The following is a 12,283-nucleotide window of genomic DNA, read 5'->3' on the forward strand; positions in this document are numbered from 1 at the left end:
CGGAAGATCACGTCGTTCGCGGTCATTCCGGTGTCCGGGCCGCGAGCACGCACGCGTCGTCGCGCCGGACCCCGGAGTCGCGCAGTACGGTCGCCGCGAGCAGCAGCGGCGAGCGGTCGAACAGCCCCGGGTAGTCCGCTGGCCGCCACCGACCGGTCACCCCGTCGCTGTGCAGGACCACGGTCGCGCCCGCGCCGAGGTGGTAGTCGTACTCCCGCACCGTCCGGCGCTGGTGGCCGGCGATCCCCGGCAGCGAGATCATTCCGCGCTGGTGCGGCCCGTCGTAGACGGTACCGACGATGTTGCCGAGCCCGGCGTAGTGGACGACGGCGTTCGGGGCGTCCAGCTCGGCCACCGCGAGCGCGGCGCCCCGCGTGTGGGTCAGGGACCGGTGCAGGTACTCCACCACCGCCGCGGGCGGGGCCGCCGGCGCCTGGCGGAAGGCGTGCACCGCGGCGGTGCTGGCCGCCGCGGCGAGCGGACCGTGTCCCAGCCCGTCGCAGACGAGCAGCTGGTGCCGTCCGGCGGCGACCCGTACGGCGAAGGCGTCGCCGCTGACCGTCTCGCCCGCCATCGGGCGGGTCAGCCCGGCCGCCCAGGGCTGCGCCGGCCGCCGCTCCGGCCAGACCTGCACGGCGAGCACGGTGCCCCGACCCGGGACGGAGTGGCCGTCGTACCAGCTCGCCTGCCGGAAGATGGCGCCCAGGCCGATGCCGAGCGTGCCCGTGGTGGAGTGCCCGTCCAGGGCGGAGCCGGCCAGGTCGGCCATGCCGGGACCGCTGTCGATGGCGATCAGCTCCACCCCGGCCTCGGCGCCCTCCCGTACCGGGCGCAGCAGCAGGACCCCTTCCTGCGCGTGCTTGGCCAGGTTGCCCGCCAGCTCGGCGGCGACGATGGCCAACGCGGCCGTACGCTGCTCGTCGAAGCGGAACTGCCCGGCGAGCCGCTCGGCGGCCCGGCGCACCGCGCTGGCGGTGCTCGGCGCCTCCACCCGGAACCAGACGCCCTCGTCGCTGGCCTCGTCGGTGATGGACACGGCGCCTCCGCTCATCGGGACCACTTGGTCACCGTGACGCGGGTGCCCTGGCCCACCGCCGTCTCGATGTCGAACTCGTCGACCAGCCTACGCGCGCCGCTGAGCCCGAGCCCCAGGCCGCCGCCGGTGGTGTAGCCGTCGGTGAGGGCCAGGTCCAGGTCGGCGATGCCGGGTCCGTCGTCGATGAAGGCGATCCGGATGCCCCGGCGCCGGTCCCGTTCCGCCGTCGACACCTCGACCCGACCGCCGCCGCCGTAGACGAGCGTGTTCCGCGCCAGCTCGCTCGCGGCGGTGACCAGCTTGGTCTGGTCCACCAGCGACAACTTCGCCGCGACGGCGACGGTACGCACCAGCTGCCGGACCCGGACCACGTCCTCGTCGCTGTCGATCTGCTGGACCCGCGGGGAATCCAGGTCTAGCCCGGAGGTCATGGCGACGTCGCTGTGGGATCACCCGACGGCGAGCGCGTGGGGCCGGAAACGGCCTCGTCGTCGGTGTCGTACTCCTCGGGCCACTCCTCGGCCCGGGCGGCGGCCAGCAGTTCCATGCCGCGCTCGACGTTCAGGGCGGTACGGATCCCATTGAGCGAGAGTCCCAGCTCGACCAGCGTGATCGCGACGGCCGGGCGCATGCCGACCACGACCGTCTCCGCGTCGAGGACCTTCGAGATCGACGCGATGCTGGAGAGCATCCGCCCGATGAAGGAGTCGACGATGTCGAGGGCGGTGATGTCGATGATCACGCCGTGACAGCCGGTCGCCACGATCCGCTCCGCCAGGTCCTCCTGGAGCTGGAGCGCCGTCTGGTCCGCCATGTCGACCTGGATGGAGACCAGCAGGATGTCACCGATCTTGAGGACCGGTACCCGCTCCATCACGACTCCCCGCGGGCGGTGGCCCGGCGACTGGTCTCGACGCCGGTCAACCGCAGCGTGTACCGCAGCGCGTCGGCCAGCGTCGCCTTGGTGGCGATGTCGCCGAACTCGATGCCGAGCGCCACGATGGTCTGGGCGATCTGGGGCCGGATGCCGGAGATGACGCACTCGGCCCCCATCAGCCGGGCCGCCACCACCGTCTTGAGGATGTGCTGGGCCACCTGGGTGTCCACCGCCGGCACGCCGGTGATGTCGATGATCGCGTACGGCGAGCTGGTGTCGACCAGCGTCTGGAGCAGCCGCTCCATCACGACCTGGGCGCGGGCCGAGTCGAGCGTGCCGACCAGCGGCACTCCGACGACGCCCTCCCACAGCTTCACCACCGGGGTGGAGAGTTCCAGCAGTTGCTCAGCCTGGTCGGCGATAAGCTCCTCACGGGCCTTCGAGTAGCTCTCGAAGGTGAAGAGCCCCAGCTGGTCGATCAGCGACGAGTAGGCGACGAAGTCACGCAGCGAGGCAGCGTCCCCGTCGGCGACCTGCATCACCTCGAGCAGCGCGTCCTTGAGACCGAAGACCGCGATCGCCGTCTCGGTCGCGGTGAAGCCCTGCCGGGCCCGGTTGCGGGACAGCTCGCCCAGGGTCGCGCGCAGCTCGGACCCGGCGTCGCCGTGCAGCTCGAACTCGCCGCCGAGGGCGACCAGGAGGGTGCGGTACACCTCTTCGTTCTGGCGCTGTAGTTCGGCCCGGGTGAGCCGGCCCCGCAGGGAGGTGGCGACGATCTCGGTCCACCGCTTGATCAGTTGGTCGGCGTGCTCGTCGAGCAGGCTCGCCAGCCGGCTGCTTTCCTCCACGCCCAACGCCATCGCTACCTCCTGAGCTGGGGTCCGGCGGACTTGAGCTGGGATCCGGCGGACTCTATCACCGCTCGAACACTAACTAGTTGCCGCGATGCAACCAAAAATGGTGATGTAGGGCGCTCCGGTTCTGCGCTTCCCGCCCCGGGTGGAGTACGGTTCGAGCGACACCAGCGGGAGGTCGGCAATGTCGTTGACGGTACAGACGGAACAGCGTGGCGACGCGGTCGTCGTCTCGGTCGCGGGCGAACTCGACATGGCTACCGCACCCCAACTCCAGGACCAGATCACCGATCTGCTCGACAAAGGGCGCGCGAAGCTGATCTTCGACCTGGCCGAGGTCTCCTTCTGTGATTCTACCGGATTGTCCGTTTTTGTGCGCGCCAAGAACAGCTGCGACGAGGCCGGCGGCGAGGTGCGCCTGGCCGCCCCGCAGCGCGGCGTGCTGCGCATCCTGGAGGTCAGCGGGCTGGTAGAGGTGCTGCGCACCTTCCCCACCGTCGACGAGGCCGCGACCGCCGACGCCACCCCCGCCTCATCCTCCTGAGCGGCCCGCCCGAGCCGGATCACCCACCGCCCGAGCCGGGTCGCCGCCGCCCGGTCGGGCCCAGATCCGCGAGACCCGCCCGAGTCGGTCGACGGGCGGGCACGTCCGGATGCGCTTCCTCCTGCCGGGGACTAGGTTGTCGCGGACAGCGAACCGGACACCTCGGGAGCAACGAATGCTCAAGGGCTTCAAAGACTTCATCATGCGCGGCAACGTCGTCGACCTGGCGGTCGGTGTCGTCATCGGCAGCGCCTTCACCGGCCTGGTCACGGCGGTCACGAACTCGCTCCTCAAGCCGCTGATCGACCTCCTCGGCGGCGGTACCAAGACGTCGGGCGACTGGCACGTCGCCGGCGTGGTCTTCGAGTGGTCCGCGGTGGTGAACGCCGTGATCACCTTCTTCCTGACCGCGGCCGTGCTCTACTTCCTGGTCGTCTTCCCGATGAACAAGCTCGCCGAGCGGCGCCGGCGCGGCGAGGTGCCGCCCCCGGCCGCGCCGAGCGAGGAGGTCCGGCTGCTCACCGAGATCCGCGACGCCCTCGTCGCGGGCGCCCGGGTGCCGTCGCAGCACCGCGCCGCGTTCGACGACGGCGTCAGCAAGGGCTGAGGCGGCTCCCCGGCGGTCGGCGGTCACGCCCTCGGCCGCACCTCGCTCGCGGTGGCGTCCGGGCCCGCGCTCCTGCTGGCGGGCGCGCCGCCGTCGTCGGTGGTAGCCCGGGGGGTCACCTGAACACCAGAGGCGTTACCGGTCTCCGGTAGCGCCTCTGACGTTCAGGTGACGGTGCCGGCCGGGCGCATCCGAGCTGACGGCCGCGTGGCCGGCACCTCGCTCGCGGTCGTCGGTGGTCACCCTTTGGGCGGGGGCCCGCCGTACCCGGCGGATCCCGTCACGCTTGATGTCTCCGCCGGGCACGGCGGGCCCCCGCCTCGACCTCCCGGCCGCCGTCCGAAACCCGCCGGAGAGATCGTCGGGGGGTCGCACATTGTCGTACGTATGTTCTATAGGCTGCCCGCATGGAGCAGCGAAAGCACTGGTGGAACGGCAAATGGGGGCGGCTGGCTCGACGGGACGTCTTCCTGCGCACCGATGCCGACCAGTGGCACGTCGAGCAGCGCGCCGGTGGCGCCGAGGGCATCTCGCGGTTCTACGAGTACGACAGCGAGGATGAGGCGTACGAGACGATCCGCAGCCTGCTCTCCGGCCCGGAGAACTGGCGCGAACTCTCCGCCCGTCCCAGCCTCGACTGACTGCCCGAAACGCCGCGCCGCCCGACGGGGCGCGGGTACGGCGGCGCGGAAAGCCGGCGCGGACCCGCGGACGCCGCCGCGAGCGGGGGTGGGCCCGCCGCGCCTGGCGAAGACATCAAGCGTGTCGGGATTCGCCGGGTACGGCGGGCCCACTCCGGAACCCCGCCCACGACGCGCGCGAGCGACGGCCGGGTTCACCCCGGACCGGTTTATCCCGGACCGCGCAAGGGAATTGGCCGACTATGCGCCCGAACATCCCGACCAGCGCCAACACGAGCACGTCGACCAGCACGAGCGCGCCGACCAGCACGGACGCGATCGCCCAGGTCACCACCGGCATGCGCGTCGTCGACGCCGACGGCAACGAGGTCGGTACGGTCCTCAGCACCGCGCCGGGCGACCCGAACGCGGTCGCCGCGCAGAACCCGCCGGGCGGTACCGGCATGCTGAGCGGGAAGGTGCCGCACACCGAGGACGGCGACGAGCCGGAGGTGCCGGCGGACCTGGCGGCCCGGCTGCTGCGTACGGGTTATCTCCGGGTGGACGGCAAGGGGCTGCTCGCCCGGGACCTCTACGTCGCGGCCGACCAGATCGCCCGGGTGAACCAGGACGTGGTCGAATTGACGGTGCCACGCACCATGCTCGCCACCCGCGAGGCGTGAGCCCGGCGGGAGACGTGAGCCCGGCGGGAGGCGTGAGCCCGGCGGGAGGCGTGGGACGGCCCATCCAGGCGGGCCGATGATCGGCGCGGGATGCCCTAAGCTCTCTTCCCGTGTCACGCGTCAGCGCCGGTTCGGGGGCCGGTTCGCGAAGGCTCGCCGCCCGCCTGTTCGGGATACCGCTTCGTTGGCTTGGCCTGAGCGCGGGCGCGGCCACGCTGGCGGTCTCCGGCTTCTTCGGCGGGCTGGAGGGGCCGGACGAGCCCGCGATACCCGTGGTGCAGCCGGGTACGGTCGATCGCGGCTCGCCGTGGAACGTGACGGTGTCGCGGGTCCGGCTCGTCAACGACCTGGGCACGCTGCGGCTGACCGTACCGGGTGACCGCTGGCTCGCCGTGGTGGCGACCGTGGAGGTCACCGCAGACGAGAGCCGCAACGACCTGGACGACGTGCTGCGGTTGACCGGGGTCCTCGGGCTGATGTCGCAGGAACCGGCGCACGTCATGCTCATGCGCGACGCCACCGAGTTGGGCCGGCTCAACCCCGGCATGCCCGAGGAGATCGCCTTCGTCTGGGAGCAGTCGGCCGGCGCCGCGCCGCCCGGCACCGTGACCGTGCAGATCTACGGCAAGACGTACCGGATGGACAACCTCGCCAACCGGATGGAGTGGCTGGACCCGGCGGTACGGGCCGAGGTCGTGGCCCCGGTGCAGGACCGTCGGGCCGGATGAGCGAGCCGCCGCGTTCCGCGAACCCGCCCGCCCCGGCCGCGCCGGCCGCGCCGGCACGGTCGGGCCTGGCCCGGTTCGGCGCCCGGCTCGGGGTCGGTGCGCTCTTCGTCGCCGCGCTGGCGGCCGGTGGCGCGCTCACCGCCCTGCGCCCGAACAGCGACGTACGGGAGCGGCCCTTCGTCACCGCGGGTGGTCTCGGCGAGCGGGTCTCGACGCGTACCTTCGACGTCACGGTGCTCGACGTGCGCGGCGCGGCGCAGGTGGCGCGGTTCCGCCAGGCGCACGACACGGGCGGGGTCTGGATCGTGGTACGACTCCGGCTCACCGCGCGGAACGATCCGACCACGGTCGGCTACGCCGCGCTGCGGGACGAGCGGGGGCGGCTCTACCAGCAGTCGGAGCGGTTCACCCAGCCGTTGACCAACTCGTGGGTGCTCCAGCCGGGCATTCCGGTCGAGGGCGAGGTCGCCTTCGAGGTGCCGCGCGCGGCGGCGAGCCGACTGTGGTTGCGGCTCGCGGAGAACCTCGCCGAGCAGGGGATGGACTCGATGGCCGAGGTGGCGCTGTTGCCGGTTGATCCGTCCACCGTGGATGGTTGGACGAGGTCGACGGCGCCGGTGCCGCTTCAGACGCCGGGGGCGGTGGGGACGTGAGCGACCCGACCTTCGACAACACCGAGACCGCGAACCTGCCCCGCGTCGGCGCGGCGGATCCGCTCTCCGACACGGCCGTGCTCGGTCCGCTCCGGGGCATGCCCGCCGCCGGGCCGCAGCCCGCACCGGCACCGGGACCGGGACCGGTGCCGGTGCCGGGAGCGTGGGAGCCCACCGCCCCGACCACCGGGACGTGGGAGCCGCCCCCTCCGGGCAGCGGAGCGTGGCCGCCGGCCGGACCGACCGCCGGAGCGTGGGCACCGGCCGCGCCGGGCACGGGACCGGCGCAGCCGGTCGCGCCAGGGACGGTACCGCCGGAGCCGGCCGGGCCGCCGGAGCCGGCAACGCCTCAGGCGGGCTGGTGGCGGCGAAACCGCTGGGGGCTGGTGGCGCTGCTGCCCGCGCTGGCACTCGCCCTCGGACCGCCCGCGAAGGACGCGTACGACCAGATCACCGGCCTGGAGCCGAGTCGTCCGGTGACGGCGGGCGCGGACGGCTGGACCGAGTACGCCGGCGCGCGGATGCGCCTGGTCGAGCTGACCGACGCCACGACCGAGGTGACGGCCGCGCGCCGGCCGGTTCGGCTGCCGCCCGGGGTGCGGGTGTGGCGGGCGCGGCTGGGTTTCGAGTCGGCGGAGACCGAGCGGATCGGGGGCTGCAAGCTGCTCCTGGAGAGCCTGGACGGCCGTACCTTCGGTGCCGACCCGGACGAACTCGACGAGGCGTCGCTGTACTCCAACTTCTGCACGCCCGGGCTGGAGAAGCCGGGTCCGGCGTACGAGACGCAGTCCTACTTCGTCCTGCCCACGTCGGCGCAGCCGACGGCGGTACGGGTCGTGCTGAGCGTGGAGTCGCCCCGCTACGCCCGGCTCTCGCCGGGCTGACCGCCCGCACCCGGCGCGCGGTCGAACGGACCCGGCTGGCCTGACACACCGGGCGGCGGGCCGAACGGACCCGGCTGACCACCTACATTGGACGGCGGGCCGAACAGACCCGGCTGGCCGGGCGGCCGGTCGAAGGCGGGCGGCCGGTCGAAGGCGGGCGGCTGGCGGAACGGGCCCGGCTGGTCGAACGCGGCCGATTGCCCGGGGGTGCTCCCGTCGAGAGCGTCGGCCGCGCCGTCCTCGGCAACCGCGGCCGGGCGGGCGCCGAGCACCCGGTCGATGGCCGCGGCGAGCAGGCAGACGAGCAGCACCATCCCGATCGCCTGGTTCAGCAGCGAGAGCGGCCCCGAGTACGGCCGCCAGAAGCTGGCGAGGTCCCGTGGACCGATGACCAGCCGCTCCAGCTCCCAGAGCCAGTCCTCGGCGGTCTCCGCCGCCAGGAACGCCATGCAGAAGAGCAGCATCGGCGCCAGCCCGGCGGCGGCCAGCAGGCGTACCCCGCCGAGCAGCGGACCGAAGCGCTCGCGGACGTCCCGCGCGACGCCACGGACCATCGCCCGGACCGGGCCGGGCAGCAGCACCCAGCGCCGCGCGGCCTGCCGGTACAGCTCGGTCGAGGGCGGCGTGACGACCTGGTGGCCGTAGACGACCGCGCCGACCGTCAGCCACGCGATCGGTACCACGATGACCGCGTCCGCCGAGCCGAAGAGCCCCGCCAGCCAGCCGACGGCGGTGCCGAGCGGTTCGGCGAGCGGGCCGGTGAACGAGACGAGGCGGTGCCAGAGCCCGCCCAGCCAGTCGACGATCCGGCGGTCGCGCACCCAGTCCATCGCCGGGTCCTGGGCACCGCCGACCACGGCGGCGCTCACCACCAGCCAGATCACCTCGACGTACGCGCCGATCACGCCGAGCCAGAGCCAGCCGGAGCGGCCCTGCCAGCGGCCCAGCAGCCAGCGCAGCACGACGGCCACCACGATCACCGAGATGAGCCCGAGCCCGACCTGGCTGACGTTCCGCTCTTCGAGCGACGCCCGCTCCCCGACGTCGACGCCGCCCAGGACCTTCTCGATCGTGGCGGCGCTGTCGTCCTGCCAGACCAGGTAGAAGTAGTTGAGCAGGTCGTCGACGAGGTAGTTCATGGACGCGTACACCGCGAGGAACGGCACGAGGGCGCTGCCCAGGTAGTCCAGCAGGGTACGCGGCCGGGCCCCGGGCCCCGGAGCGTCGCCCGTACCGCTGGTGGCGGCGGTGAGGTGCCGCAGCGACGGGCGCACCGCCCGCAGCATCAGGATCAGCGAGCTGAGCAGGGCGATCGGGGCCAGCACCATGATCAGTAGGCCGAGCACGCCGTTCACCCGGCTCGCGTAGACGGCTCCCCTGATCACGAGGTCACGCACGCCGAGCCCCGCGAGGATCAGCGCGAAGAGCACCGGCCAGTGGCGGCCGAGCAGCCGCAGCGCGCCCCACACGATGGAGACGGTGCCGCCCAGCGCGGCCAGCAGCCCGGGACGGCGCGGCGCCGCCATCACACCTGTCGCCGTCATCGCCGCACAGGTTAGCCGAGATCGATCCGCCGCCACGGCCCGCCCGGGCGACGACGATGTCCGCTAACGGCGGGGCGGTACGGCGAGCCGGTGCCGCACCGCCCAGAGGGCGGCCTCGGTGCGCGAGGCCGAGCCGGTCTTGCGGAGCAGGTTCGACACGTGCACCGTCACGGTGCGTACCGATATCCCCAGCGACCGCGCGACCTGCTTGTTCGACATCCCGGCGGCCAGGCAGGTGAGCACCTCGACCTCGCGGCCGGTCAGCTCGGCGGCGACCGCCGCGTCCGTCGGCGGCGGGAGCGGCTCGTCCACCAGCGACGGCAGCCGCCCGGCCGCCCGCGGCGGATGCGGTTCGGCCGGCGGCCCGGCCGGCTGGGACGGCAGGCGCAGGTGCCCGGGCATCGGGCCGGCCACCAGCCCGTCCGGCCCGTCGCCGGAGCGGGCGGCGAGCAGCTCCACCAGCCAGTACGGGTTCCCGCCGGTACGTTCCCAGACCGCGGTCACTACCTCCGCCGGTACGGCCGACCCGGCGTAGACCTGGGCGAGCACCTCGGCCACCTCGGCGCGGTCCAGCGGGTGCAGGTGCTGCCGGATCGCGCCGGGCGCGCCGGAGAGCCGGGCCATGGTCCGGGCGGCGAGCTGCGGCGAGAGCGCGGCGTCCGGCGGCCGGCCGGCGACCACCAGCAGCGCCGGCAGTTCGGGCGCGGTGGCCAGCTCGCCGACCAGGTTGAGGCTCGCCGGGTCGAGCGCGTGCAGGTCCTCGACGACCAGCACCGCCGGTCCCGCCCCGACCAGCGCCCGGACGGTACGCACGGCCAGGCGCAGCAGCGCGCCCGGGGCGTACCGCTCGCGGGGCGCGGTCGGGTGCTGGGCCAGCCAGGCCAGCGCGTCCGGCGGCAGGGGCAGGTCGTCCAGGTCCCGCCCGCTCAGCACGGCGGCGAGCCAGTCGTACGGGGCCGGCTCGTGCACGCGGGCCGTACCGGTCAGCACGGTGGCGGGTCGCGGCGTGAAGGCGTCCAGCGCGGCGGAGACGAGCAGGCTCTTGCCGACCCCGGCGGCACCGGTGATCACCGCGGTCCGTGGCGCGGCGGGGCGCTGCGCCCCGGCCACCGCCGACCAGGCCCGGGCGAGCTCGGTCAGCTCGCCGGCGCGCCCGACCATGGACACCGGCATCATCGCTACACACTACGCAGTAGTGCGTAGTGACGACTCCGCGGTCCGCTTGGCAAGCTGCTTGGCATGACCCTGATCCTGCACGCGGCCATGATCAGCGACCCCGGCCTGGTACGCACCAACAACGAGGACGCGGCGTACGCGGGCGACCGGCTGCTCGCGGTGGCCGACGGCATCGGCGGGCAGCCGTCCGGCGAGGTGGCCAGCGACATCGCCATCTCGACGCTGGCGCCGCTGGAGCGGTCGACCGGCGGCCAGGAGCCGGTGGCGGCGCTGCGCGGGGCGGTCGAGGTCGCCAACCGCCGGATCCGGGAGATGGCGCAGTCCCACCCGGAGAGCGAAGGCATGGGTACGACGGTGACGGCGCTGCTGCTCACCGGCGACGAGTTCGCCGTGGTGCACGCCGGCGACTCCCGCGGCTACCTGCTGCGCGACGGCGCGCTGCACCAGCTGACCCGGGACGACACGTTCGTGCAGGAGCTGGTGGACCGGGGGGTGCTCACGCCGGAGGAGGCTCGGTACCACCCGCAGCGCTCGCTGGTGACCCGCGCGGTGCAGGGCGCCGAGGTGCCGCCGGACACGTGGACCTTCCCGGCTCGGGCGGGCGACCGGCTGCTGCTCTGCAGCGACGGGCTCTCCGACTACGTGGAGGAGTCGCTCGTCCGGCAGGCCCTGACCGGCCTCGCCGACCGGTACGAGTGCGCGGAGCAGCTGGTCAAGCTCGCCCACCAGGCCGGCGCCCCGGACAACGTCACCGTGGTGATCGCCGACCTCACCCCGTCGACCTGACCTCCCGACCCGACCTCGTCGATCTAGGGCAAATCGTCGCTAGTGGATATCCACTAACGCGGATTTGCCCTAGATCGACGCGCAGACCGCGCAGAACCGCGCGGGGTGGCTCCCGCCCGCCGCCCGTGCGACCACAACGACCACAACGAACTCCGCGACCGTAACGGTGACCCCGGTCACTCCGATCTTGCAGCATCGGCGCAACGCAGCCGAAACGGTGCGGCAACAACGATCACGGTCGAGGGAGTTCGGTATGAGGCAACGGCAAGGCGGCGCAACGGTGGGACGTCGTACCGTCCTGGCGGCCTGCGTACCGCTGCTGGTACTGGCCGCGGCGGGCTGTTCGAAGGACGGCGCCGGCGCGGGTTCCGGCGGGACGGTGAAGTACCCGACCCGCACGGTGCACCTGATGGCGCCCGCCGCGCCGGGCGGCGGCTGGGACGTCACCGCCCGTACGCTGCAGAAGGCGCTCACGGACGGCAAGCTGGTCGACGAGTCCGTCGAGGTCTACAACGTGCCCGGCGCCGCCGGCACGCTCGGGCTCTCGCAGCTGGTCACGAAGAACCGGGGCGACGCGCACCAGCTGATGGTGACCGGCCTCGTCATGATCGGCGGCGTGGTGACCAACAAGTCGCCGGTCAAGCTCGACCAGGTCACGCCGCTGGCCACGCTCACCTCCGAGCAGGAGGTGATCGTCGTACCGGCCAGCTCGAAGTACACCACCCTCAAGCAGCTCATGGACGACGCCAAGGCCAACCCGTCCTCGATCAACTGGGGTGGCGGCTCGGCCGGCGGTACCGACCAGATCCTCGTGGGCCTGCTCGCGAAGGCGGCCGGTGCCGACCCGAAGGCGATGAAGTACGTCGCCTACTCCGGCGGCGGCGAGTCCAAGGCCGCCCTTCTCTCCGGCGACCTGACCGCGGCGGTCTCGGGCGCCAGCGAGTACGCCGACCTGGTCGCCAGCGGCAAGGTCCGCGCGCTCGCGGTCTCCGGCGCCGCCGGCATCGACGTCGGCGCGGGCACGCTCGCCCCCACGATCAAGCAGTCCGGGTACGACGTCGAGCTGCTGAACTGGCGCGGCCTCGTGGCTCCGCCCGGCATCAAGCCCGCCGAGCGGACCGCCCTGATCAAGCTCCTCGACGACCTGCACGCCTCGGCGCAGTGGAAGCACGCCCTCACCGCCCAGAAGTGGGACGACTTCTACCGCAGCGGCGACGCGGCGGCGGCGTACTTCAGCAGCGAGAGCGCCCGGATCACCGCGGTGCTCACCGAGATCGGGCTGGCCGGCTAG

15 protein-coding genes are annotated in these 12,283 nt (G+C 73.2%); 9 read left to right on the forward strand and 6 right to left on the reverse strand.

The window, feature by feature from the left end:
- Window positions 1-22: 22 nt before the first annotated feature.
- Genes AB0J86_RS00370 through AB0J86_RS00385 form a run of 4 tightly spaced genes read right to left on the reverse strand, consistent with a single transcriptional unit; the run spans window position 23 to window position 2,773 of the window.
- Window positions 23-1,051, reverse strand: coding sequence for a SpoIIE family protein phosphatase (locus AB0J86_RS00370; protein WP_363850183.1), 1,029 nt, complete (start codon window positions 1,049-1,051; stop codon window positions 23-25).
- On the reverse strand, window positions 1,048-1,467 hold the full coding sequence (locus AB0J86_RS00375; RefSeq protein WP_363850185.1) for an ATP-binding protein: 420 nt from the start codon (window positions 1,465-1,467) through the stop codon (window positions 1,048-1,050). Before AB0J86_RS00375 ends, AB0J86_RS00370 begins: the two co-directional genes overlap by 4 nt.
- Entirely contained in the window at window positions 1,464-1,910 is a 447-nt protein-coding gene (locus tag AB0J86_RS00380) for an STAS domain-containing protein (protein WP_363850188.1), read from the reverse strand. Before AB0J86_RS00380 ends, AB0J86_RS00375 begins: the two co-directional genes overlap by 4 nt.
- The gene (locus tag AB0J86_RS00385) at window positions 1,910-2,773 is read right to left on the reverse strand and encodes an STAS domain-containing protein (RefSeq protein WP_363850191.1); all 864 of its coding nucleotides are present in this window, start codon (window positions 2,771-2,773) and stop codon (window positions 1,910-1,912) included. The genes AB0J86_RS00380 and AB0J86_RS00385 overlap by 1 nt, the downstream gene beginning before the upstream one ends.
- Before the next feature lie 178 nt (window positions 2,774-2,951).
- Between AB0J86_RS00385 and AB0J86_RS00390 the strand changes: the two genes are divergently transcribed.
- The 7 genes from AB0J86_RS00390 (at window position 2,952) to AB0J86_RS00420 (ending at window position 7,486) form a co-directional block, all read left to right on the forward strand.
- Window positions 2,952-3,311, forward strand: a complete 360-nt coding sequence (locus tag AB0J86_RS00390) for an STAS domain-containing protein (protein WP_363850194.1) — start codon at window positions 2,952-2,954, stop codon at window positions 3,309-3,311.
- 175 nt (window positions 3,312-3,486) lie between these two features.
- On the forward strand, window positions 3,487-3,918 hold the full coding sequence (mscL, locus tag AB0J86_RS00395; protein WP_363850197.1) for a large conductance mechanosensitive channel protein MscL: 432 nt from the start codon (window positions 3,487-3,489) through the stop codon (window positions 3,916-3,918).
- Window positions 3,919-4,325: 407 nt separating this feature from the next.
- Window positions 4,326-4,559: a hypothetical protein gene (locus AB0J86_RS00400; protein WP_363850199.1), complete on the forward strand. Its 234-nt coding sequence runs from the start codon at window positions 4,326-4,328 to the stop codon at window positions 4,557-4,559.
- A gap of 242 nt (window positions 4,560-4,801) precedes the next feature.
- A complete protein-coding gene (locus tag AB0J86_RS00405) occupies window positions 4,802-5,221 on the forward strand; it encodes a hypothetical protein (RefSeq protein ID WP_363850202.1) in 420 nt (139 codons plus the stop codon).
- 110 nt (window positions 5,222-5,331) lie between these two features.
- Entirely contained in the window at window positions 5,332-5,949 is a 618-nt protein-coding gene (locus tag AB0J86_RS00410; RefSeq protein ID WP_363850205.1) for a hypothetical protein, read from the forward strand.
- Window positions 5,946-6,602, forward strand: coding sequence for a hypothetical protein (locus tag AB0J86_RS00415; RefSeq protein WP_363850207.1), 657 nt, complete (start codon window positions 5,946-5,948; stop codon window positions 6,600-6,602). The genes AB0J86_RS00410 and AB0J86_RS00415 overlap by 4 nt, the downstream gene beginning before the upstream one ends.
- Entirely contained in the window at window positions 6,599-7,486 is an 888-nt protein-coding gene (locus tag AB0J86_RS00420) for a hypothetical protein (protein WP_363850210.1), read from the forward strand. The genes AB0J86_RS00415 and AB0J86_RS00420 overlap by 4 nt, the downstream gene beginning before the upstream one ends.
- On the opposite strand, the gene AB0J86_RS00425 is transcribed toward AB0J86_RS00420, so the two are convergent.
- Together AB0J86_RS00425 and AB0J86_RS00430 are read right to left on the reverse strand one after the other, a co-directional pair.
- The gene (locus AB0J86_RS00425; protein ID WP_363850213.1) at window positions 7,462-9,030 is read right to left on the reverse strand and encodes a hypothetical protein; all 1,569 of its coding nucleotides are present in this window, start codon (window positions 9,028-9,030) and stop codon (window positions 7,462-7,464) included. The two genes, AB0J86_RS00420 and AB0J86_RS00425, sit on opposite strands and share 25 nt — an antisense overlap.
- 63 nt (window positions 9,031-9,093) lie before the next feature.
- Window positions 9,094-10,206 (reverse strand): AAA family ATPase, encoded by a 1,113-nt coding sequence (locus AB0J86_RS00430; RefSeq protein ID WP_363850216.1) that lies wholly within the window; start codon window positions 10,204-10,206, stop codon window positions 9,094-9,096.
- Window positions 10,207-10,269: 63 nt separating this feature from the next.
- Here AB0J86_RS00430 and AB0J86_RS00435 point away from each other — a divergent pair, with 63 nt between their 5' ends.
- Window positions 10,270-10,992 carry a PP2C family serine/threonine-protein phosphatase gene (locus tag AB0J86_RS00435; protein ID WP_363850219.1) on the forward strand — a complete coding sequence of 241 codons (723 nt, stop codon included), beginning with the start codon at window positions 10,270-10,272 and terminating at the stop codon, window positions 10,990-10,992.
- A 253-nt stretch (window positions 10,993-11,245) separates the two neighbouring features.
- Entirely contained in the window at window positions 11,246-12,283 is a 1,038-nt protein-coding gene (locus AB0J86_RS00440) for a tripartite tricarboxylate transporter substrate binding protein (RefSeq protein ID WP_363850221.1), read from the forward strand.

It is taken from the genome of Micromonospora sp. NPDC049559 (genome assembly GCF_040676675.1).
GTDB lineage: Bacteria > Actinomycetota > Actinomycetes > Mycobacteriales > Micromonosporaceae > JBFAPK01.

Coding starts and splice junctions, on each gene's coding strand:
- AB0J86_RS00385 (WP_363850191.1), bottom strand. CDS start 2,773: ATGGCGTTGGGCGTGGAGGAAAGCAGCCGGCTGGCGAGCCTGCTCGAC.
- AB0J86_RS00415 (WP_363850207.1), top strand. CDS start 5,946: ATGAGCGAGCCGCCGCGTTCCGCGAACCCGCCCGCCCCGGCCGCGCCG.
- AB0J86_RS00400 (WP_363850199.1), top strand. CDS start 4,326: ATGGAGCAGCGAAAGCACTGGTGGAACGGCAAATGGGGGCGGCTGGCT.
- AB0J86_RS00440 (WP_363850221.1), top strand. CDS start 11,246: ATGAGGCAACGGCAAGGCGGCGCAACGGTGGGACGTCGTACCGTCCTG.
- AB0J86_RS00405 (WP_363850202.1), top strand. CDS start 4,802: ATGCGCCCGAACATCCCGACCAGCGCCAACACGAGCACGTCGACCAGC.
- AB0J86_RS00425 (WP_363850213.1), bottom strand. CDS start 9,030: ATGACGGCGACAGGTGTGATGGCGGCGCCGCGCCGTCCCGGGCTGCTG.
- AB0J86_RS00375 (WP_363850185.1), bottom strand. CDS start 1,467: ATGACCTCCGGGCTAGACCTGGATTCCCCGCGGGTCCAGCAGATCGAC.
- AB0J86_RS00430 (WP_363850216.1), bottom strand. CDS start 10,206: ATGATGCCGGTGTCCATGGTCGGGCGCGCCGGCGAGCTGACCGAGCTC.
- AB0J86_RS00380 (WP_363850188.1), bottom strand. CDS start 1,910: ATGGAGCGGGTACCGGTCCTCAAGATCGGTGACATCCTGCTGGTCTCC.
- AB0J86_RS00390 (WP_363850194.1), top strand. CDS start 2,952: ATGTCGTTGACGGTACAGACGGAACAGCGTGGCGACGCGGTCGTCGTC.
- mscL (WP_363850197.1), top strand. CDS start 3,487: ATGCTCAAGGGCTTCAAAGACTTCATCATGCGCGGCAACGTCGTCGAC.
- AB0J86_RS00370 (WP_363850183.1), bottom strand. CDS start 1,051: ATGAGCGGAGGCGCCGTGTCCATCACCGACGAGGCCAGCGACGAGGGC.
- AB0J86_RS00435 (WP_363850219.1), top strand. CDS start 10,270: ATGACCCTGATCCTGCACGCGGCCATGATCAGCGACCCCGGCCTGGTA.